This window comes from Archangium violaceum, from assembly GCF_016859125.1.
In the GTDB taxonomy this organism is placed as follows: Bacteria; Myxococcota; Myxococcia; order Myxococcales; family Myxococcaceae; genus Archangium; species Archangium violaceum_A.
On the sequence record NZ_CP069338.1, the window covers coordinates 9,388,089 to 9,408,835 of the forward strand.

Annotated in this window: 18 protein-coding genes; 5 read left to right on the top strand and 13 right to left on the bottom strand. The window is 68.0% G+C overall.

The annotated features are described in order from the left end of the window. Positions 1-47 precede the first annotated feature (47 nt). Positions 48-1,277: a hypothetical protein gene (locus JQX13_RS39720; RefSeq protein WP_203404616.1), complete on the bottom strand. Its 1,230-nt coding sequence runs from the start codon at positions 1,275-1,277 to the stop codon at positions 48-50. A 45-nt stretch (positions 1,278-1,322) separates the two neighbouring features. On the opposite strand from JQX13_RS39720, the gene JQX13_RS39725 reads away from it, so the two are divergent. Then, positions 1,323-1,532: a hypothetical protein gene (locus tag JQX13_RS39725; protein ID WP_203404617.1), complete on the top strand. Its 210-nt coding sequence runs from the start codon at positions 1,323-1,325 to the stop codon at positions 1,530-1,532. Between the two features lie 207 nt (positions 1,533-1,739). Here JQX13_RS39725 and JQX13_RS39730 read toward each other — a convergent pair whose 3' ends face one another. The 9 genes from JQX13_RS39730 to JQX13_RS39770 form a co-directional block, all read right to left on the bottom strand. Continuing rightward, positions 1,740-2,525 carry an ABC transporter ATP-binding protein gene (locus JQX13_RS39730; RefSeq protein ID WP_203404618.1) on the bottom strand — a complete coding sequence of 262 codons (786 nt, stop codon included), beginning with the start codon at positions 2,523-2,525 and terminating at the stop codon, positions 1,740-1,742. Continuing rightward, the gene (locus JQX13_RS39735; protein ID WP_203404619.1) at positions 2,522-3,577 is read right to left on the bottom strand and encodes a FecCD family ABC transporter permease; all 1,056 of its coding nucleotides are present in this window, start codon (positions 3,575-3,577) and stop codon (positions 2,522-2,524) included. The genes JQX13_RS39730 and JQX13_RS39735 overlap by 4 nt, the downstream gene beginning before the upstream one ends. Further along, positions 3,574-4,692, bottom strand: coding sequence for an ABC transporter substrate-binding protein (locus JQX13_RS39740; RefSeq protein ID WP_203404620.1), 1,119 nt, complete (start codon positions 4,690-4,692; stop codon positions 3,574-3,576). The genes JQX13_RS39735 and JQX13_RS39740 overlap by 4 nt, the downstream gene beginning before the upstream one ends. Positions 4,693-4,793: 101 nt before the next feature. After that, the gene (gene mxcL / locus JQX13_RS39745; RefSeq protein WP_203404621.1) at positions 4,794-6,080 is read right to left on the bottom strand and encodes a myxochelin B biosynthesis transaminase MxcL; all 1,287 of its coding nucleotides are present in this window, start codon (positions 6,078-6,080) and stop codon (positions 4,794-4,796) included. 38 nt (positions 6,081-6,118) lie between these two features. Then, positions 6,119-7,342: a myxochelin export MFS transporter MxcK gene (gene mxcK, locus JQX13_RS39750; RefSeq protein ID WP_203404622.1), complete on the bottom strand. Its 1,224-nt coding sequence runs from the start codon at positions 7,340-7,342 to the stop codon at positions 6,119-6,121. 131 nt (positions 7,343-7,473) lie between these two features. Beyond that, positions 7,474-8,268, bottom strand: coding sequence for a hypothetical protein (locus JQX13_RS39755; RefSeq protein WP_203404623.1), 795 nt, complete (start codon positions 8,266-8,268; stop codon positions 7,474-7,476). Next, positions 8,265-10,106, bottom strand: coding sequence for a serine/threonine-protein kinase (locus JQX13_RS39760; RefSeq protein WP_203404624.1), 1,842 nt, complete (start codon positions 10,104-10,106; stop codon positions 8,265-8,267). The genes JQX13_RS39755 and JQX13_RS39760 overlap by 4 nt, the downstream gene beginning before the upstream one ends. 144 nt (positions 10,107-10,250) lie before the next feature. Then, positions 10,251-10,892, bottom strand: coding sequence for a substrate-binding domain-containing protein (locus JQX13_RS39765; protein ID WP_239014129.1), 642 nt, complete (start codon positions 10,890-10,892; stop codon positions 10,251-10,253). A gap of 46 nt (positions 10,893-10,938) precedes the next feature. Continuing rightward, positions 10,939-11,511, bottom strand: a complete 573-nt coding sequence (locus JQX13_RS39770) for a tRNA-uridine aminocarboxypropyltransferase (RefSeq protein ID WP_203404625.1) — start codon at positions 11,509-11,511, stop codon at positions 10,939-10,941. Positions 11,512-11,988: 477 nt separating this feature from the next. Here JQX13_RS39770 and JQX13_RS39775 point away from each other — a divergent pair, with 477 nt between their 5' ends. The 3 genes from JQX13_RS39775 (at position 11,989) to JQX13_RS39785 (ending at position 14,929) form a co-directional block, all read left to right on the top strand. Then, positions 11,989-12,318: a hypothetical protein gene (locus JQX13_RS39775; RefSeq protein WP_203404626.1), complete on the top strand. Its 330-nt coding sequence runs from the start codon at positions 11,989-11,991 to the stop codon at positions 12,316-12,318. Positions 12,319-12,336: 18 nt separating this feature from the next. Continuing rightward, complete coding sequence (locus JQX13_RS39780) at positions 12,337-13,749, top strand: alanine/glycine:cation symporter family protein (protein WP_239014130.1); 1,413 nt, start codon at positions 12,337-12,339, stop codon at positions 13,747-13,749. 202 nt (positions 13,750-13,951) lie between these two features. Beyond that, positions 13,952-14,929, top strand: a complete 978-nt coding sequence (locus tag JQX13_RS39785; protein ID WP_203404627.1) for a sensor histidine kinase — start codon at positions 13,952-13,954, stop codon at positions 14,927-14,929. Positions 14,930-15,066: 137 nt separating this feature from the next. On the opposite strand, the gene JQX13_RS39790 is transcribed toward JQX13_RS39785, so the two are convergent. The 3 genes from JQX13_RS39790 to JQX13_RS39800 all read right to left on the bottom strand — a co-directional run bounded on the left by JQX13_RS39790 (position 15,067) and on the right by JQX13_RS39800 (position 18,604). Next, complete coding sequence (locus JQX13_RS39790; RefSeq protein ID WP_239014131.1) at positions 15,067-16,551, bottom strand: glycosyl hydrolase family 18 protein; 1,485 nt, start codon at positions 16,549-16,551, stop codon at positions 15,067-15,069. Between the two features lie 114 nt (positions 16,552-16,665). Then, on the bottom strand, positions 16,666-17,190 hold the full coding sequence (locus tag JQX13_RS39795; RefSeq protein WP_203404629.1) for a superoxide dismutase family protein: 525 nt from the start codon (positions 17,188-17,190) through the stop codon (positions 16,666-16,668). 242 nt (positions 17,191-17,432) lie between these two features. After that, positions 17,433-18,604, bottom strand: a protein-coding gene (locus JQX13_RS39800; protein ID WP_203403970.1) for an IS3 family transposase whose coding sequence is annotated in 2 segments (ribosomal slippage) — positions 17,433-18,349 and positions 18,349-18,604 — 1,173 coding nt in all. Because the reading frame shifts where the segments join, the coding sequence is not laid out codon by codon here. A gap of 155 nt (positions 18,605-18,759) precedes the next feature. Between JQX13_RS39800 and ltrA the strand changes: the two genes are divergently transcribed. Continuing rightward, positions 18,760-20,055 (top strand): group II intron reverse transcriptase/maturase, encoded by a 1,296-nt coding sequence (gene ltrA, locus JQX13_RS39805; protein WP_203404630.1) that lies wholly within the window; start codon positions 18,760-18,762, stop codon positions 20,053-20,055. The last annotated feature ends 692 nt before the right edge of the window (positions 20,056-20,747 follow it).

Sequence of the window (20,747 nt, forward strand, 5' to 3'; positions counted from 1 at the left end):
CGCCACGGCGCCATCCGCTTCGTCACGCTCCACGACAGGCAGCCCAGCTAGGGCTTCGGCTCCTCGAGGGAGAGGCGGGAGATCCGACCGAAGGCGGTGGTGCTCACGGGCGGGTAGCGGGCGTGGTCCGGGTGGGAGACGAGTCGACTGGAGACGGAGGTCCAGCCAGCCCAGCGAGCTTGCAGCGTTCCGAGCGCGATCTGTGTCTGAGGAGCAGTCCCGGGCGCGTCCGAATCCGAGAAGATGACGGAGAAGGGCTTTTGCCAGGAGTCCGCCCGCGGGTTCACGCGCAGGCTGGAGAGCGGCAGGTCCACGAGGAAGGCACTCCTGTCGAACGCCACGGTGGGCGGGGGCTCGGTGGAGCCGGGGGGCGGGTTCCAGTGGACGAGTGGTCCCCCCTGCTCGGTGCGGGCCACCACGAGCTGGAGCCTGGGGTCGTAGCCCCACTGGATCTTCAGGTGGTCCACGCCGAGCAGCCCCGTGTTGCTCAGGTCCTCCGCGGCGGGAATGAGGCGATCATCGCGCACCTGGATTCGCAGGCGGACGGTGTCGGCATTCAGGGCGAACGCGGTGACTCGCACGGAGGCGTCTTTCTCGCCCGTCCAGTGCTCGCGCCCGAGGTGGACGTGGTTGAACGTGGGCGGGAGCGCGGCGGCGGCCTCGGGTGAGGCGAGAACGGGGAGGATGGCTCCCTCGAACCGCTCCGTGATGTGCTTCTCCTTCGCGACCGCTGGGGGCCTGGAGTCCTCCGAGTCCACCGGCAGGCCGTGCTCGCCATCCAAAGCGGAGAAGGTCATCGAGGAGCGCAGTCCCTCCCAGTCCTTCTCCTCGGTGGAGCTGCCGGAGCCGTGAATGAAGGGGCTGCTCCGCGAGGACGCGACGAAGACGGGCTGGCCTTCGCGGAAGGCGAGGCTGACGCGGGACTCCTCATGCCCGTCTTTCCGTGACAGCTCCAGTCGGGAGGGCAGTGGCTTCGCACGAGGGGGCTTGGAAGGGCAGGGGAGCTGCTCGGGAGGGGCGTCGAGGCCCCAGAGGACGCCGGGTTCCTGCTCCAGCACGTAGACGGAGGAAGCGGGCTCGCGAGGGTTACACAGGCGGGCGAGGTGCTCAGGCGCGGGGTCCTCGTCGAGCCGGGCGCTGGAGATCCAATCCACGGAGAGGGAGCGGTGACGAGCGTACGCCTCGAGCTGCTCGCGGAAGGAGGGCGCGGCTCTCGCGAGGGAGGACCCGAGGAGGAGCGCGGCGAGGAGCCAGCGAGGGATGTCGGCAAGTCGCATGAGCGGGATATAACAACAGCGTGTTCCAACCCGTAAGATGAGCGAATGGATCCCCGGACAGCGAGTGACGACGAGTTCCTCGGAGCAGTGGAGGCGTCGATGTGGCCGGGTGAAAGCTTCGGACACCGGGAGCACGTGCGGCTGGGATGGCTGTACCTGCGCCGGCACGGAAGCGAGGAGGGATACGCGCGCATCCAGGAGACGATCCGCCGCTACGCGACGGCACCTTCCTGGAGGCCCACCCGGAGCTGCTGAACGGAAAGCTGCTGGAGCGGCACTACCGGAAGGGGACGCTGGAGTCGGAGGAGGCGTGCCGGGACTGGGTCGAGCCGGACGTCTCCCCGCTGCCCAGATTTTCCTGAGAAAGGTCCCCTCGATGAGTCTCTGGACTGGTGTCGAAGGACTCGCAACGCTGGATTCGATGCGGCCTCGCTATGGACCTCACTACTGTCCTAGCCGCGATCAACGCGTTTCCACAGCGTGATCGATCAGCACCACCGGCATATCCTTCGAACAGCGTTCCACGCGCCCTTCGACACCATACGCCTCGCGAAGGATGTCGGCCGTCATGACTTCGGCCGGAGGGCCCGCCGCCAGCAGGCCCGCCCTGCCCAGGACGATGACGACGTCACAGAAGCGCATGGCCAGGTTGATGTCATGCACCGCCATCAGGCAGATCGCCCTGTCGCGGGTGGCGATGGTGCGCACCGTCTTGATGACGCCCAACTGCCACCGCAGATCGAGCGCGCTGGTCGGCTCATCGAGCAGGAGCAATCGCGGCTTGCGCACGAGGACCTGCGCCAATCCGACCATCTGCCGCTGCCCACCCGACATCTCCGCCAGCCGTCTCAACGCCAGGGCGGAGAGGTCCAACGCGTCGAAGGTTTCCGATACCAGGGACTCGGCGCGCCGGGTGGGAAGGTCGGGGCGCACCGCTCGCACCGCGCTCAGCATGGCTTCGTAGGCGACCAGGGACGTCGGCTGCGGCAGGGTCTGCGGCAGATAGCCCACCAGACGGACCCGCTGGCCAGGGCTCTGCGTCATCAGCTCCACGCCGTCGAGCAGGACGTTCCCCGTCGCCTTGTGCAGTCCGGCGAGGGTCTGGAGCAGCGTCGACTTCCCGACCGCGTTCGGGCCGAGCACGGCGACCATCGAGCCCGGCGCGATGACCGGCAGGCTGAGCTCCGACAGCACCCGGCGCTTGCCGTAGCCGGCGGAGAGCTGGGTGACCTTCAATCCCTCGTTCACGATCGCCTCCGCTGCGCGAGGATCAGCCCGACGAACAAAGGAATCCCCACGAACGTGGTGACCATGCCCACGGGGAGGATGAGACCCGGCACCAGGGACTTGCTGACGATGGATGCGAGCGAGAGTGAGAGCGCCCCCGCCAGGGTGCTGCCGGGCAGGAACACCTTGTGGTTCTCGCCCAGCGCCATGCGGGCGATGTGCGGCCCGACCAGGCCCACGAAGGCGATCTCACCCACGAACGAGACCGCCACGGCCGCGAGCAGGCTGACCCGCAGGAGGACGAGCAACCGCAGTCGCTCGACGGAGATGCCGAGGCTGCGGGCGTGGTCCTCGCCCCCTCGAAGCGCGGTCAGGGACCAGCTCTGGCGCATCGACAGCGGCAGGCAGAGGGCGAGCGTCACCGCGACGATGCCGATCTTGTCCCAATTGGCGCGCGACAGGCTGCCCATGGTCCAGAAGATGATCTCCTGCGAGGCGCTGGCATCCGCCATGAAATGCACCAGCGAGACCATGGATTGGAAGGCGAAGTAGAGCGCGATCCCGAACAGGACCACGACGTCGAGCGATGCGCCGTAGAACCGCGACAAGGTCTGGATGAGGAGGGTGGCGCAGATCGCCCCCACGAAGGCGCTGGCCGAAATCACGTAGTTCGAATCCACCCCGGGGAGATCGAACTGGAACACGATCGCCAGCGAGGCCCCCAGTGTCGCGGCCCCCGAGATGCCCAGCGTGAAGGGGCTGGCCAGCGGGTTGTTCAGCACCGTCTGCATCTCGGCGCCCGAGAGGCCCAACGCCGCCCCCACCAGCACCGCCATCACCGCATACGGCAGGCGCACGTCCCAGAGGATGACCTGCTTGCCAGCATCCAGCGCCGAAGGCTCGAGCAGACCCGTGACGATGTCGCCGACGGGGAAGGTCGACGGACCCGTCGCGACATCGAACAGGAAGGACAGCACCAGCGCGGCGGCGAAGCCCGCAATGACGAGCAGCCGCGCCAGCAGGTAGCGGCGGTAGCCCGCGGCAAGAGAATCACCCGACGCGGCGGCGATCACTTCAATCCAATCCAGTAGGTGCCATCCAGCTCCATGGGCTGGAAACGGCTGTAGAGGGTGCGCAGGGTCGCCTCGGGATCGACGTCGGCGAACAGGTCCGGGTGGAGCCATTTGGCGAAGGCCTGGACGGCGGCGACGTTGAAGGGCGAGTTGTAGAAGTGATGCCACACGCCAAACGCACGGCCTTCCTTGACCGCCTTCAGCGCGCTGATGCCGGGACGGCTGGTCGCCCGCTTCAGGGAGGCACGCGCGACATCCGGCGTGACGCGAGCACCCAGCGCGATCTGATGGCCGCCCTTCGTGGCGGTCACCGCCGTGCCAATGGCGGTGCCCACGTAGACATCGGGCTGGTGGGTCAGCAGGTATTCCAGGCTGACCGTTCCGTGGACGCCCGGCACCACGTCACGCGCGAGGTTGGTTCCGCCAGCCCATTCGACGAAGCGGCCCATCATGCCGTTGACCATCGTGCTGCAGCACTCCTCCGACAGCCCGACGCGGTTGTCGATGAAGACCGACGGCTTCTTCCGGGCCTTCGCGATGCGATCGCTGACCCGCTTCATCTGCTCGTTGTAGAAGCCCACGAAATCGGCCGCGACCTTCTGCTGGCCCAGCACCTTGCCCAGCAGCTCGATGCTGCGCGGCGTGTTGACGAGCGGATCCTGACGGAAGTCGATGAAGATGACGGCGATTCCGGCGGCCTCCAGCCGGGAGATGACATCTTTCTGAGAGGGAGACGGGCCATGTCCCTCGAGACCGAAGATCGCGACCTGCGGCGACAGCGAGATCGCCTTCTCGAGGCTGAACGTGTCCGCCGACGCATTGCCGATCAACGGCACCTTGGCCAGCTTCGGGAAGCGCGAGAGGTACTGCTCGTACCCCGCCGGATCCAGGCGCTGGAACTCGCCGAACTGCCCCACGACCCGCTTGAGGGGATCCTCGCGATCGAAGATCGCCAGCACCGGCACGTAACGGCCTTCGCCGAGAATCACCCGCTCGACCTTCGTGGGCACCTTGACGGTCCGGCCAGCGAGGTCCGTCACCGTGAGGGTGTCGGCGGCATGCGCCGAGAAGGGGGTCAGCACCAGGAGAAGTGCGAGCAGAAGCAGACGCGGCATGACGGCTCCAAGAGAGGGACAACGAGACGACGGTTCCTTCCGTGAGGCGGCTCCCCCCCTGGGCGGCGGAGGGGGAGCACGGGGGCCCGAGGACGTCCGGCTCAGGCGGCGCTGGTGGCGGGGGCCTGCTGGAGGCACTCGCGCATCGCTTCTTCGGCCATGTCGATGGTGTAGTCAATCTGTTCGACGGTGTGCGCCGCGCAGATGAAGTTGAGGTCGCGGCGCAGCAGGATGCCACGGCGCGCCATGGCCGCCTGGAAGGGCTGGGTGAGCTTCGCGTTCTCCACCGGGTTCTTGGAGAAGCGGAACAGGGGGATGGCGTCATAGCCCAGGATGCGCAGCGGCGAGCCCACGCGCTCGGCCCGGGCGTTGATGCCCGTGGCCAGCCGCCGGCCCAGGTTCGCCAGGTGCTCGGTGAAGCCCGGCTCGCGGGTCACCTTCAGCACGGCCTCGCACACCGCCAGCGACAGCAGCTCGCCGCCGAACGTGGTGGACACCTGCAGATCCGCCAGCTTGCTCAGGAACTTCTCCGGCCCCGCCACCGCCGACAGCGGCATGCCCGCGGCGATCGCCTTGGACAGACAGACGAAGTCGGCCCGCACGTCGAAGTACTGCTGGGCACCGCCCGGAGCCAGCCGGAAGCCGGTGATGACCTCGTCCTGGATGAGCAGCACGCCGTGCGCCGTGCACGTGGCGCGCAGCTTGTGCATGAACTCGCGGGTGAGGCAGCGGTTGAAGGGCACCGACAGCAGCACCGCCGCGAGCTTCTGCCCCGTCTCCTCGATGGCGGTCAGCAGCGCCGCCTCGTCCGGCTCCTCGAAGAGCGGCATGCGCCGCGTGTACTGGGACAGCACCGCGGGCACTCCCGGCGTGTCATACATGAAGTGGTCGTGCCACCCGTTGTAGCCCACCGTGATGATGTGCTCCTTGCCCGTGACGTGGCGCGCCAGGCGCACCGCCGCCGAGGTGGCATCCGCTCCCGTCTTGAAGAAGCGCGCCATCTCCGCGCCGGGGATCATCTCCACCAACGTCTTCGCGGCGCTGACCTCCCAGGCCGTGGGCAGCGAGTGCAGCAGCCCTTCCTCCAGGTGCTTGCGGATGGTGTCCACGACGGCCGGGTGGTTGTGGCCGAGCGAGCTCGCGCCCAGTCCGCAGATGTAGTCGATGTACTGCTGACCATCCACGTCCTCCACCAACGCGCCCTGCCCACGGGCGAGGTAGACCGGGAAGGAGCCCGGCGCGAACATCTCCGGCTTCTTCATCATCGTCTGGGTGAGACCGGGCACCAGCCGCTTCGCCTCGGCCAGCAGGCGGTTGGAGTTCGTGAGCTCCATCTTGCCCTCGATGGGCCGGGGCAATGACGGATGCCTGTTCGTGTGTACGTCCATGGGATTCCTCGTGTGAAAGGGAACTGCGTTGGAAGAACTCAGGCCGGCACCGCGCTCGGAGCGGAGGCGCGCCGGTCGAACAGCCAGAGCATGCCGAGCGCGCAGCCCGTCACCCCGGCGGCGATCCAGCCCACCCGGCTGAACCCCACCAGCGAGCCGTCCGGCGTCACCGTCAGCAACAGGCCCCCAACCCATGCGCCGAGCCCGGAGGCGCCATCGCTCGCCGCCATGTTGATCGCCATGTAGCGGCCGCGCAGCGCGGGAGGCACCCGGGAGGCGACCAGCGCCAGGGTGGGGATGGCCCGCCCGGACGTCAGCACCATGAACAGCACGAACACCCCCGCCACGGCCGGCAGCGGTGCCGCGGTCAGGTGCGTGAACAGCAGGTGCGGCCCCAGGGTGCCCACCAGCAGCGCGCCCAGGACGCGGGCCGGACCGAACCGATCGGCCAGCCGTCCCATCCACCGCGAGCTCAACAACGTGGCGGCACCGCCCGCCAGATATACCCAGGACAGGTCCGACAGCCGCAACCCGAGGTTGCCCACCATGAAGGGGCTCAGATAGGGAATCAGCAGGAAGCCGGAGAACACCACGCAGAAGGTCAACACCCACCCGAGCGCCAGGGCGGGCGTCCACCCCGGCACGGGCGCGGAACCGCCCCTCGCTTCAGGGCCTCTCGACGGGTGGGGAGGGACCGGGGGCAGGGTGGACAGCAGCGCGAGCCACAACACGCTCCCGAGCGCGCCGATGACCCAGAACGGCGAACGCCACCCCCACTGACTCGCCAGCCACAGCCCCAGGGGCACGCCCGCCACCGCGACCAGGCCATACGACGACATCACCGTGCCAATGGCCCGGCCCCGGCGCTCCGCGGGGATGACGTCCCCGATGATGGCCTGCACCCCCGCGCTCATCAGCCCCGCGCATGCCCCCGCCACGGAGCGCGCCACGAACAACCCGAGGTGGCCGTCCGCGACGCCGCACAGCAGCGTGGACACGATGAACCCCGCGTAGAGCCCGAGCAGCGTGCGCTTGCGATCGAACCGATCCAGCCACAGCCCGCCCAGCAACCCCATGCCCGCGGAGGCCAGCGTGTACGCGGACACCAACGCCCCGAACTGCGCGGCCGAGATGCCCAGGCGCCGCATGAACTCCGGCCCCAGCGGCATGACGATCATGAAGTCCAGCAGGTGGGTGAACTGCACGGCCGCCAACAGCCAGAGCACCCGCTGCTCGGATTTCGGCGAGGTGGAATCGCTCACGACACGCTCCGGGAACACGACGTTTTTCAATTCGTGATAATGAGAATGAGAATCAAAATCACGAAACCGGCGCACTGTAGACGACGCGGAGGGTGTTCGGCAAGTCCCGACTTCTCCGCTGGCCTGCTGGGTTAGTGCGTCAGGCGCACGTCGAAGCCGAGCCCCGCATGGATCGTCAACGCGAAGCGCTGGTAGGCCTCGTCGCCAATGAGGAAGTAGTCCGCTCCCACGTCCACCAGCGCGACGAAGCCGGCCGGTAGCGAGAGCCTGCCGCCCACCACCGCGCCGGCGCCATAGCCTCCCGCGCTGGGGTTGAGGGTGGCGCGTACGCCCATGAAGGGCCGCAGGCCGCCCCGGCCCGGCACGAGCCCTCCCTGGAGATGAAAGGCCGGAGGGCCTCCGAGCCACACGTGGGCTCCGCCCTCCCACAGGCCCCGGTAGAAGGAGAGCCCCGCGCCCGGTCTCCACACGCGATTCAGGGGCTCGACGAGCGCCAGGGCCTCCATCCGCAGGACGATCGCCCCGCGCGCCCGCTCCAATGCCTGGCGTTCGCGAAGCGCCGCCTGCTCCGCCGCGTACAGCTTCTCGGCTTCCACCCGCTCACGGATGCCCTCCGCGAGGGCGACCAACTCGGGGGGGAAGCGGACGGGATCCACCCTCATCCCGGGGTGCTCACGCGCGAGCGCCTCGAGCTGCTGCTGGACCCGGTCCGCATATCCGAGCACATGCAGGGAGGCGGCCAGGTACATGCGCGCCAGCCCCCGCTCCTCGGCGGGACGCTCCGGCCCCGCCAGCACCCGCTCACAGGCCCGGACCGCCGCCTCGTACTGTCCGTTTTCATAGAGGCCGCTGCACGACGGCGTCTCGGCGCGTACGGCCCGGGGCAGGAACAACAGCACCACGACGGCGAGGACGCGCGGGCTCATGGCAGGGGGGAGGCCATTTCGAGGGGTTCGAGTTGGGTGGTGTAGGTCAGGGTTTCGCTCGGGGAGATGACGATCTTCTGCCGGTGGGGCTTGATGCCGGGATTGCGCAGCTCGAGCTCATGCTCGCCCGCGGTCAACACGTAACGGTGCAGGGGTGGCACCCGCCCGAGCATCTCTCCATCCACCCAGACATGGGCCCAGGCGCCCTTGACGGTGAGGTAGAGCGTTCCCGTGGTGCTCGTCACCGGGGGCTCCCGGGTGGCCTGGTCCCTGGCGGGCGGAACGGCGGGCCGTGGGGCGGGTGACTCCCCGGTGGAGCCCGTCACGACGCGCGCGGGAGTCTGGCGGGGCGTCTTCCTCGCCACGAGGGGAGGGGACTTCGCCGGGGCGGACGCCTCCGGGCGCGGCGAGGACGCTTCCGGGGTGGACCGGGGCTCGGGCTCGGGCGTGACGGCGGCGGGCAGTGGGTCCGCCGGAGCGGGAGCGGGGCGCTCTCCGGCCACGGCCGGCACCTGTGCCACCGGCGCCACGGAGGAAGGTCCGCGGCCCAGAAGCGAGACTCCCCCGAGCGAGAGGACCAGCAGGCCGCCCGCCATCAGGCCCTGACTCCAACGCGCACCTCGCGCGGGCGGGGGCTGGTGCTCCCGCACCAGGGGCGTTGGCGTCGCCAGGGACTGCATGGGCGTTGGTGTCGCCAGGGACTGCATGGGCGTTGGCGTCACGGGGGGCTTCTGGTGCTCACCGGAGGGGGACCCGGAGTCAGCGGACGGCCCCTGGAGGGTCGCGTCCTCCAGGAAGGCGAGGGCGGGGGCGGGCTTCACCTCGTCGAGGGAGGGCGAAGGCTTGCCGCTGGTGCTCCCGGGCCCCTCCTGCTCCTGGAGCAGGGCCCTCATCTCCCGGGCCACCTCGCTGGCCGAGCCCGGACGTTGCCAGGGCTCCTTGGCGAGCAACTGGAGGACGAGATCATCGAGCCGGTGAGGCAACACCACGTAGGAAGAAGGTCTGATCGCCGGGCTCTTCAGGTGATGGGCCACGATCTCCATGGAGGAACGACCCGGGAAGGGCCTCCGCCCGGTCAACATCTCGAAGGCGATGACGCCCACCGCGTACAAGTCGGTCCGGGGGCTCACCGCTTCGCTCAGGGCCTGCTCCGGAGCCATGTAGTGGGGCGTGCCGACGATCAGATCCGAGCGTGTCTGGGACGCGGTGCCATCGGGCTGGGTGCTGTGCTTGGCGAGCCCGAAGTCGAGCACCTTGACGAGCTCCGTGCCGTCCACCTCCCGCACGACGAAGATGTTGCTCGGCTTGAGATCGCGGTGGATGACGCCCCGGGCATGGGCGGCCGAGAGCGCATCGAGCACCTCGCCGAGCAACTCCACGACCCGGGCGGGCGGCAGGGGGGCGCACCGCGCGATGACGTGGCTGAGCGGCTCGCCTTCGAGGTACTCCATGACGAGGTACTGGCCGATGCCCGGCTCCTGGCCGATGCCGAAGACGTCGATGATGCCGCGGTGTTGGATGGAGCCCGCGGCCCGGGCCTCGGCCAGCAGATTCCTCGCGTGGGGGCTCCGGGCGTGATCCTCACGCAGCAGCTTGAGAGCCACCCTGCGGCCGATGGTCACGTGCTCGGCCTCGTAGACGACGCCCATGCCCCCGCGGCCGATGCACCGGAGCACCCGGTACTCGCCGAGCCGCTGACCCACGAGCGCGTCATCCTCCGCCGTGGGCAGCGCGTCCTCCGGTAACTCCAAGAGGGGGCCGTGCAGAGGGCACGCCACCGCCCCCGGAGGCAGGGAGTTGCCGCAGCTCGGACAGGAACGAGAGGCAGGCGGGCTCATGTGGGTATCGACCGGCAGAGGCTGTCGTACCACACATGGGAACCCCTGCGGACCCCCGCGACCGGGAGTGGCGCGGAGTGAACCGCCTCTCCCTCGGGTTTTCAGCTCGCCTGCTCGCGGGTGGAGGAGTCGTCCTCCGCCCGGTCAGGGGCGCCGCGCGGTGGCTCCTCGGGGCCCCGCACCCGGGGTGGACGCGAGGGCGGACTCGGTGGCCGCCAGGAGGACGCGCAGCCGGGGATGGCGTTGGAAGTCCCGGTGATAGCCCACCCAGATGTCCCGGCCGGGAGGCGGCTCGCCGAGGTCCACCCGCACCAGGCCGGGCATGGCTTCTCCCAGCTGACGGGGCAGCACCGCGAGTCCCCCTCCCGCGGCGCACATCCTCGCCTGTACGTCGCGGCTGTTGCTGCGCCCGGTGATTCGCGCCTCGGGCAGCCGTCCCGTGAGCCAGCCCACGTCCGCCAGGTGGTTGAACGCCGCGTCCATGGTGATGAGCCCATGGCCCGCACCGCCCGTGGAGGAGTCCGGGCGCCCTCGCCGCTCCAGGTAGTCCCGGGAGGCATAGGCCTCGTAGGCGATGTGCGTGATCTTCTTCTGCACGACGTGCGCTTCCTCGAAGCGGCGGAAGCGGAAGACGAGGTCGGCTTCCCGGCGCTCGAGGTTCAACAGCCGCGTCTCCGTGACGAGCTCCACCTCCAACTTCGGATGCTGGAGTTGGAGCCGGGCGAAGATGGGCGCCAGGACGTGGCTGGCGAAGGCGGAGTGGCGCGTACCGTCCGGCCCATCCAACTGCTGCGCCTGCGGGTGCGTTGAGCCCCGTGGATGGCCGCCGGGACTACATCAGCGTCCCGCAGTCGGCGATCCGTTGCACCCGAAGCGCGGCCAGCCGCTCCAGCGGCTCAGCCGCCTCTGGTCCCTCGAGCATCGCCACCGCGCGGGCGATCGCATCCAGGGTGGACATTCCAGAGGGGTGCGTGGGCTCGCGGAGCCGGAGCATCCCGGGCGTGGGTGGAGGCAGCACCAGCCGGGGGAGCGTCCGGAGCGAGGGGAGCCGCTGGGTCATCCGCCGGGCCTGCGACCAGCTCGCGTCCAGCACCACCAGTTGCCTGGGCGCGGGGGCGTCCGGCGGCGCGGTGGGGCCATCGGGGTAGAGCAGCCAGGTGCCGGGCTCGGAGAGCAGGGCGGTGTCGAGGGGCTCGGCCGGTGCGCCATAGGTGAGCAGCCTGGAGTTCGCGAGGGCCAGCGCGGCCACCCGCCCGGTGTTGCTCTTCTTCGGGATCTCCACCACGTGCTGGAGGAGGAGGAACCGGGTGCGCGTCTCCACCCGGGGGAGCTCGGCACACAGGCACAGGTGCCGCGGGAGGTTGCAGCGGTCACAGCGGGGCCGGGGTGGGACTCGGGGAGACATCCTCCGGCATCCTGTTCCGGGTGCCACGGGAAGAGAAGCGTTCGTTCATGGCGTCCGCTCCTTCTTCGGCGCCCGCCTCGCCGCTGCCTCGGGAGGCGGGCCTTCCTCATGCCCGGGCGACGTTCCGTTGCGTGAAATAGGGGCGGGGAGGGTCGGTAGCGGCGGCCACCGTGCTGTCGGGGTGCTCCGCGCTCACCTCGAAGGAGGCCTCGAAACCCTTCCACCCGCGGGGGGAGGTGGATTCGCGGGAGCGGGGTTCGCCACGGCGCTCTACCAGACGGTGGGCGTGCGCATGGGGCAGCGCCCCTTTCGAGAAGGAAGTGAAGCCGAGGCTGGAAGCGGCCGGGTGCAAGGCGCACCTGTTCCGCCCGTTGCCCGCGGACGAGAACCTCGCGCGCAACCACCGCAAGGTCGTCGTGGTGGACGGCCGGGTGGGCATCACCGGTGGGGTGGCCATCCAGGACGAGTGGCTCGGGGATGCGCGCAACGAGAAGGAGTGGCGCGACACGAACGCGCGGGTGGAGGGCCCGGTGGTGGCGCAGCTCCAACAGGCCTTCGCGGAGAACTGGCAAGCGGCTGTGGATTGCCCAGGCGTACTTCACACCGAACGAGGCGTTGACGGCGCTGCTGGTGGAGCGGGCGCGCGCGGGAGTGGACGTGCGGGTGCTCGCGCCCGGGGACAACATGCTCGAGGAAGGCTCGCTGGTGCTCCAGGACGACGAGGCCGCGCGGCGGATGGAGGCCTTCTTCCTGGAGGACCTGAAGCACGCGCGCGAGATGAAGGCCGGGCAGGCGACACGGGACTGAAGAAGGGTTGCTCCGGCGGTGGCCCGTGTCATCCTCGGCCGCCATCGCACGGGAGGCATCGTCTTGGAGCAGGTCCTCGCATTCGCCAAAGCAGCTTCGGACTTCATCTGGGGGCCGTACCTTCTCATCCCATTGCTGCTCAGCACGGGCCTCTTCCTCACGGTGCGGCTGCGAGGCGTGCAGTTCCGGGAGCTGGGTCACTCCCTGTGGCTCGCCTTCGTGGTGCGCCGCGAGCCGGGGGCCCAGGGTGACATCTCTCACTTCCAGGCGCTGATGACGGCGCTGGCCGCGACGGTGGGCACCGGCAACATCGTCGGCGTGGCCACCGCCATCGCGCTCGGCGGGCCGGGGGCCGTCTTCTGGATGTGGATGACGGGCCTCGTCGGCATGGCGACGAAGTACGCCGAGGCGCTGCTCTCGGTGCGCTACCGCATCACCGACGCGCGGGGCGAGCAGGCGGGTGGCCCCATGTACTACCTCAGCCGCGGGATTCCCTCCCGGCTCGGACGGGTGCTCGGCTGGCTCTTCGCCTTCTTCGCGGCCATCGCCGCTTTTGGCATTGGCAACATGGTGCAGTCCAACTCCGTGGCGTCTGCCCTGCACACCTCGTTCGGCGTGCCCCAGTGGGTGAGCGGCCTGGCCATCGCGCTGCTCGCGGGCGCCGTCATCCTGGGGGGCATCAAGTCCATTGGCCGCTTCACCGAGCTCTTCGTGCCGGTGATGATCGGCGCGTACATGCTCGGCTCGGGCGTGGTCATCGTGCTGCACCTGGAGCGCGTGCCCGCGGTCTTCGGCCTCATCTTCTCCGAGGCGTTCAGCGGGACGGCCGCGGTGGGCGGCTTCACGGGAGCGTCGCTCGTGGCGGGAATCCGCTATGGCGTGGCCCGGGGCATCTTCTCCAACGAGTCGGGGCTTGGCTCGGCGGGCATCGCGGCGGCGGCGGCCCAGACGCGCCAGCCCGTCGTCCAGGCCCTGGTGTCCATGACCCAGACGTTCATCGATACCCTCGTCGTCTGCACCTTCACCGCGGTGGCCATCCTCTCGACGGGGGCGTGGACCTCGGGCGCCAATGGCGCGGCGCTGACGCAGATGGCCTTTCGTGACGGACTGCCGGGCAACTGGGGCGGGTGGATCGTCGCCCTCAGCCTGACGATGTTCGCCTTCTCGACCATCCTTGGCTGGAGCTATTACGGCGAGAAGAGCATCGAGTACATCCTCGGGGCGCGCTCGGTGCTGCCCTACCGCCTGATCTTCGTGGTGGCCTCGTTCTTCGGGGCGCTCTACAGCCTGGACTTCGTCTGGACGCTCTCGGACGTGATGAACGGGTTGATGGCGCTGCCCAACCTCGTTGGGCTGCTGCTGCTCAGCGGCGTCATCGCGGCCGAGACGCGCGAGTACCTGGCACGCAAGCATCACGGGTCCGCGTCCTAGCCGGGAAAAGAGGCAGTCGAAAGCACGGCGGAGCTCCAGATACCCAGATAGGCGCGTGGGACCTGCCCACGAGGGAGGCTCCTACGAGCGGGAAGGCTCTCCCCTATCCGACCGCTGGCGCACAGGGGGTACTCCTCTTCCCATGCGCTGTTATCTCCATCGGATGGAGCCGTTGTCTCCATTTGCTGGGGAGGGAGCCGCCGTGAACCTCGAGACGTATGGGCAAGAGTCCCCGCCTGCCTCGCTGTCGGACGTGATGGATGCCCGGCGGGACGACATCGTCCGCCATTGGGTGGACCGGCTGCGCGAGGGTCTGGCTCCGGAGCCCCGGGCCCGAAGCGTGCTGGAGGACCACATTGGTGACTACCTCCGGTCCTTCGCCTGGAGCCAGACCCGAAACACGTGCGCCACGACGGACCTGGAGGTGGCCCGGGGCGTAGCCGATAGAGCGGCGCTGGCGCTGGACAACGCGCGGCTGTACCAGGAGGCGCAGGAAGCCATCCGGGTGAGGGAGGACGTGGTGGCCATCGTCAGCCGCGACCTGCGTACCCCCCTCAATGTCATCAGCCTGTCGGCCACGAGCCTGCTCAAGCGCGGGGACGTGGACAAGCGCGCCACCACTGCCGTCAATCGCATCCTCGCGGCGGCGGACCGGGCCAGCCGGATGATTCGAGACCTGCTGGACTTCAATCAGGCGCGCATGAAGGGCATCCCCGTACAGCGCGAGCCCCTGGACTTCCACGCGCATGTCCTACGGGTGGTGAAGGAGGTGCGGCTGGCCCATCCCGACAGACACATCGCGTTCCACGCCAGCGGAGAGGGGCAGGGCGAGTGGGATGGGGACCGGTTGGCCCAGGTGGTGACCAATCTGGTGGGCAATGCGCTCCAGCACAGTCCGGCGGACTCACCCGTGCGGGTGTTCACCCGGGGCGAGGGCTCGCACGTCCTGCTCGAGGTGCACAACGAGTACGTGGGGCACGCCATTCCACCCGAGGTGCTGTCGAACCTCTTCGAGCCCTACCGGCGGGGGCCCGAGGCCGGTGCGAGTCAGGGCAGCCTCGGCCTGGGGCTCTTCATCACCCGGCAGATCGTGCTCGCCCATGGTGGGAACATCCACGTGCGCTCCACGCCAGAGGAGGGCACCACCTTCACCGTGCGCCTGCCTCGACATCCGAGCTAGCGGTAACCCGTCATCAGATGACGGCGGATGGGGACTCGCTCCTCGTCCAGGCCCCATATGTCCTCTGAGGTGCTCACGGGCGGCGGTGCCTCGCCCAGGACGCGTACCGCGGCCCGTGAGCCCCATCAGGTGACGTCCTACTGCAGCGAGCCGTTGATGGCCCGAAGCAGGGACTGCTCGCTCGACGTGCTCAAGTCTCCGGCCAGCTCCCAGATCATGATGCCTCCGTGCTGCTTCGCCAGGGCCGTCTTCGCGCGCATCGTCGCGAGCCCGTTATACGAATACTGGGCCCCGTCGACGTTGAGCCAATCCGAGCTCCAGGCGTTCGGGTATTTCGCCAGGACGTCCTTGTAGAGCACGTAGGCGCTGCTCTTTCCTCCACCACAGTTGCCCCAGCAGTACCCGTAGAAGGGCACTCCGAGCACGATCTTGTCCGGCGACACGCCCTTGTTCTTGTAGAAGGCGAGCGCGGTCTCCGCCTGCGCAAGACTCGAGTGCTCGCCCGGGCCCGTCCACGTGCCCGCGTTGTCGTAGGACATGATGGTGATGAAATCGAAGGAACGCAGCGTCGTGTCCGACATGCCGTACTGCATCCACTGAGAGACGGCGGCCGTCACGGGAAGGCCGCGCGGACGTGCCTTCGCGATCAACTTCGCGATGAACGTGTCGTACGCGGCACCCATGCGATCCGGCGCCTCCACGTCCACGTCGATGCCATCCATGTTGTTCGAGACCACGAAGTCGATGATGTGGTCCACGAAGGCATCGACCTTGTCGGGCTGGTAGAAGGGCGTGATCCGACCGTCGCCTCCGCCACCGCAGAGCGAGGGGAACACCTTCACGCCCCGGGCGTGCGCGGCGTTCACGAAGGTCGCGAGGTCGCTGCTCGGCGCCAGCTCAAGGTGCCCGTTCGCGTCGCCCAGGGCGAAGGCGAGGTTCACATGCGTGAGCTTGTCGAAGTCCACCCGGCCGACCCAGCTCGCGTAGGAGCCGTACCAGTTCGGCAGATAGCCCACGACGCGCTTCGCCGTCTGCGGCGGAGGCTGGCTCGAGGGCAGGCCGGAGATCGTCAATTGCTCCCAGGGGCCGAGCGCGGCGCCATACGCGAACACCGTGCCGCCGCCGCCGTTCTCCGCTGATACCCAATGGCCCGTGGTCACCGTCTGCAGACCGACGACGTCGCTATTGGCGATCACGCCGCTCCCGTTCTGCTTGACGATGCGGAACGTCTCCCAGCCGAGGCGATTCGAGCTGGCGGCGTTCAGCGAGGAGCCGCCACCGTTCGCGGCCTGGAAATACTGCCCGGTGCCCGCGATGATGAAGACCGAGTCCCCACTCTCGAGGGAGCCGCCGTTGATGTCATCGAGGGTGAACTTCTCCCACGCTTGCGCGCTGGTCGCCGTCGCGATGACCGCGCCACCGCCATTGTTCTGCGCGCCCACGTACCGGTTGCCGAGCACCGTCTTGAAGCTCACGCCGGAGAAGGTCAACGAAGCCGAGGAGGTCCCCGTGGCGTCGTCTTGCCTGTCAGGCGAATCGGCCGCCGGGGTGCACCCGCTCGCGAGGAACAGAATCGCGCACGCGGTGCGAAGGAGGAGCCCTGAACGTTTGTGCTGGAGCATGGAGCTGGTTTCGAGCGGACGAAGGGGGAGGGGGGTCATTTGGACAATAGGGACTCCCGCCGTGATTTTCGGGTCACGAGAATCGACAGGGGCGCATTTTGGCCGGGCGGGTGACTACTCCTTCTTGGCGATGACGCCGCAAGCCACGCGGCTCCCCGAGTTGCCCGCGGGATCCGTGACGAGATCGTCCTCACCCGAGTGGATGACGAGGGCCTTGCCCACGACGTCATTGGCGGAGCCATCGCCGATCTTCCACTCCGTCTTGGAGAGCTTCAGTGTGCCCTTGCCGTCCTGGCCGATCTCGATGTTTCCGAGATCACCCAGGTGGTGCTCGGCATCGGGCGGTCCATGGGGATGGGACGTGGGGTTCCAGTGGCCGCCCGCGCTGCTGGCGTCGGGAGCGCTGCAATCCCCAATCTGGTGGATGTGGGCGCCGTGCTTGCCTGGGGTGGCGCCGGAGACCTCCAGCGTCAACGTCACCTGGTCACCGTCCTCACGGAAGGTCGCGGTGCCGGTGGTGGTGCTGCCGCTGCGGCTCTCCAGGGAGGTGGTGGCCTCAGCCCCACCGCCGCATGCGGCGAGAGCGAGCGCCACCGAGAGGACGGTTTCACGAACGCCGACGTCGACCCACTTCTTCATGATGGCTCCTGTACTGGCTCCGCTGAATCAGCGGGGCCGGAAAAGCCACGCGCGTGACGCGGAGTCCCTCCGTGCGAAGGCGTGGCGGTTGGCGGAATGCGCCATACAGCCAACCAGCCTCACGCCAAACCATTACTTCCGATGGCGGGATCGGTTGTGTTCCCATGTCAACCCAAGGGAACAAGTACGCCACCTCGGGTGAGCTAGACATTGGGCTTGCCCCGGTTACGTGGACAGTAGGGTTAAGATGCCAACTTCTGCGGTAAGGGCGCAAGCTCAAAATCCACTGGACTGACGTAGCCCAGCGAGGAGTGCCGCCGCTGGCGGTTGTAGAAGACCTCGATGTATTCGAAGAGGGCCAGCCGGGCCTGCTCGTGCGTGGCGAAGGCGGTGGTGTAGACGAGCTCCTGCTTCAAGCTGCTGAAGAAGCTCTCCACCACGGCGTTGTCCCAGCAGTTGCCCTTGCGCGACATGCTGCATTGGATGCCCCGAGCAGCCAGTGCCTGCTGGTAGTCGGTGCTGGCGTACTGGCTGCCCCGGTCCGAGTGGTGCAACAACCCCTGCGGTGGCTGGCGTCCCTCGAGGGCCATGTCCAGGGCGTTGAGCACCAGGTGCCGGTCGATGTTCTCGCTCATGGACCAGCCCACCACCTTGCGAGAGAAGAGGTCCATGACGACGGCCAGGTAGAGCCAGCCCTGCCCCGTCCCCACGTAGGTAATGTCCGTGGCCCAGGTGCTATTGGGCTGGCCGGGGGAGAAGTTGCGCTCGAGGATGTTGGGGGCAACGGGCTGGTTGTGGCGGGAGTCCGTCGTGCGCACGAAGCGCCGTCTCTTGCGAGCAGCGATGTCGTGCTCGTTCATGAGCCGGGCCACACGCTTTCGACTCACGCGCTGCCCCCGGGCACGCAGCTCCGCGTGGACGCGAGGACTGCCGTACGTGCCGCGGCTGTCGCGATGTATCCGCGTCACCTCCTCGGCCAGGGCCCGGTCCGCCTTGTCCCGCGCGGACTCCGGGCGCTCCTTCCAGGCGTAGTAGCCCGAGCGCGACACACCCAGCTGCTCGCACATGAAGTCCACAGGGAAGTGGGCCTTCTCCGCGTCGATGAACTCGAACTTCACCTCGAGGTCTCCTTCGCGAAGAAGGCCGCCGCTTTTTTTAGGAAGTCGCGCTCCATCTCCAGATGACGCACCTCCTTGCGCAGCCGCACCAACTCCTCCCGCTCGGCCGTGGAGAGTGCACCTGCCGACTCCTTGCCATCGCCTCCGTCGGCCTCGCGCACCCAGTTGCGCAGGGCTGACTCGGTCAGGTCCAAGTCCTTGGCCACCTGGGGCAGGCTCTTGCTGCCCTCGCGCACCAGTCGGACCGCCTCGGCCCTGAACTCCGGGGTGAAACTCCGCCTCTTCCTTCGCTCCATGAACACTACCTCCTGTGTAGCCGACTTATGAGGTGTGTCCACAAAACCGGGGCAGGCTCAGGGGCTCGTAGTACCTGGGAAGCGGGTAACGACCGTGGAGGGAAGGGGCCCTGGTTCAGAGTGCTGCTCGAGGAATGGACGAGCGGGAGATTGGCGTGAGCCTGAAAACCCCTACGAAGCTTGAAGAGTTCCAAGAGAAGCTCTACGTGAAGGCCAAAGCGGAGCCGACGTTCCGGTTCTACCAACTGTACGACAAGCTCTATCGCTGGGATGTCCTGGTGGAGGCGCTGAAGCGAGCCAAGGCGAACCGAGGCGCAGCCGGAGTCGATGGGCAGACCTTCGAGCAGGTGGCGGAGTACGGAGAGGAACGGTGGCTCAAAGAGCTGCAACGCGAGTTGCAGGAGAAGCGGTATCGGCCTCAGCCAGTGCGCAGGGTGCTGATTCCAAAGCCAGGAGGAGGAGAGAGGCCGCTGGGGATTCCGACCATCAAGGATAGAGTCACTCAGACGGCAGCCAAACTCATCCTGGAGCCTATCTTCGAAGCTGACCTGGATGATGCGGCGTACGGGTATCGCCCCGAGCGCAGCGGCGTGCAGGCGGTGCGGAAGGTCCATCAGGAGCTGGGCAGAGGGAGGACCGAGGTCGTCGATGCGGATCTCTCGAAGTACTTCGACACGATTCCCCACGCCGAGTTGATGAAGTGCGTGGCGAGGAGGGTGTCGGATAAGGCGGTGCTGCATCTGGTGAAGATGTGGCTGAAAGTGCCAGTCGAAGAGAGAGACGAGCTGGGGCGGCCGAGGTACAGCGGAGGCAAGAGGTCCAAGCAGGGGACGCCGCAGGGAGGTGTGATTTCGCCGCTGCTGGCGAACATCTACATCAACCGGCTGCTGAAGGCCTTTGCGAGGAGCGACCTGATGAAGCGGAGCGGAGCGGTGCTTGTCAACTACGCGGATGACTTCGTCGTGCTGAGTAGCAGAGGCGCGGCGCAGGCCCTGGCGCAGGTAAGGGGATGGTTGGAGGGGATGAAGCTGAAGTTGAATGAGGAGAAGACGAGCATTCGCGACGCGCGGAAGGAACACTTCCGGTTCCTGGGGTACGAGTTTGGTCCGATGGTGCATAAGAAGACCGGCAACCGGTACCTGGGGGCCCGGCCCTCGAAGAAGGCAATGAGCGCAGCCCGGAAGCGGCTCAGCCAGCTTCTCTGGCGCGGCAGAACCGAGCGCTGGGAGGAGATACGGGATGAGCTCAACCGGTTCCTCCACGGGTGGGCGGGCTACTTCGCCTATGGTACGCCCCGCCCCAGCTTTCGCGTGATGGACATCCACGTCGCGCAGAGGGTGAGGAATCTCCTGAGGAGGCGCCACAAGTTGCCGTCGTCAACGGCTCGTTTCACGTACGCCGAGGTGCACCGCGATCTCGGAGTGCTGGAACTGCAAAGCCTCTTACGCTGAATGCCCCACGTGAAATCTGTCCGAGAGCCGGATGCGGGAAAATCGCACGTCCGGTTCGATGAGAGGCGAGGAGGAAACGGGCTGCGGGTGAGACTCGGCGAGAGGGCGAGCGGAAGCGGACCCTCGCAGTTGGCGCCGACGAACCCGAGCAGCACCGCGCCTCCCGCCCCCCTCTACTCCCCTTGGGCCCCTCACCGGGCGGGAGCGGCGAGCATTCCGTGCCTCATTCTGGCTTCTGGCGCCCATGCCATAGCCTACTAATGCCGTGCCCTGGTGGCCTCCACCGGCCCGAGGTGCCCGCTGTGGCTGCGGGGCCACCCTGGTGGCCTCCATCGGGTCCTCTTGCGGAAGACGCTTTGTGACTTCCAGGACGGTGAGCCGTCTATGTTCGGCATCTACGCCGTAGAGCACGGCGAAGCCCTCAACCACGGAGGCCCTAGCGTCCATGCTCGGCGCTTCCTGCTGTGACGTCGGCCAGAGTGGCGGCTGCGCGGCGGTTAGTTCGTTGGCGAGGGTGTCCAGCTTCGCGCGGATACGCCCAGAGTCGTCAGTCGGAAGCGTTGCTAGCTGCCTCCAGGCTGCCGGGCTGATCTCCACCGTGTACGCCGTGCCGGGGTGTTTATCTCGGGTGCTCCCCATTCAGGGCAGGCATATAGGCACGGTTCAACCTAGAAGCTTTGCACGGAAACCGT